This window comes from Curtobacterium sp. VKM Ac-1376 (genome assembly GCF_015351025.1).
GTDB lineage: Bacteria > Actinomycetota > Actinomycetes > Actinomycetales > Microbacteriaceae > Curtobacterium.
Genome location: NZ_JADKRV010000059.1, coordinates 1 through 506, shown reverse-complemented (window position 1 = coordinate 506; position 506 = coordinate 1). Strand labels below are relative to the sequence as shown.

Genomic DNA, 506 nt, shown 5'->3' with positions numbered 1-506 from the left:
CGGCACGAGCGCCGAGCACCACGGCAAACCGTCCCCACAGCGACGCACGCATCGTCGGCTCCCTTGCAATCGTCTCCACTGGGTCGCCGACCAGCAGCCCCTCGACGAGTACGCCGCGCTGTTCTCGAGCTCACCGTCCGTCGACGCGCGGATCGTATCTGCCGCCGGGCACTGCATCGACTTCCACGCCGTCGGCGACGCGTTCCAACTCGACCAGCTCGCCTTCGCCCTCACCTGCGCTGCGCCGACGGCCCCAGCCGCAGCGTGACCCAGGAGACCACTCCGCGCGAGACCATAGGATCAGGACGGAGGACCAAGGCCATGACGACCACCGAAGCCGGGACCACCCCACGGCCGAGAGGCATCGCGACACGAGCAAAGATCCTGTCCGTCGCGGAACGCCTCTTCACCGAACGCGGATTCGAAGGCACCCTTGGGTTCAGCTGGTCGTTGCAACACCATCGTGAATCGGAGTGTTGCAGATGGGGTCGAGGCTGGAACACCGT

General features: G+C 66.6%; 2 protein-coding genes. Both read left to right on the top strand.

The window, feature by feature from the left end; all coding sequences use genetic code 11:
- Positions 1-268 (top strand): hypothetical protein (locus tag ITJ56_RS18650; RefSeq protein WP_228518193.1); only part of this gene is annotated, 268 nt, incomplete at its 5' end.
- A 53-nt stretch (positions 269-321) separates the two neighbouring features.
- Positions 322-506, top strand: a 185-nt coding sequence (locus ITJ56_RS18645; RefSeq protein WP_228518192.1) for a hypothetical protein, incomplete at its 3' end; no start/stop codon positions are given.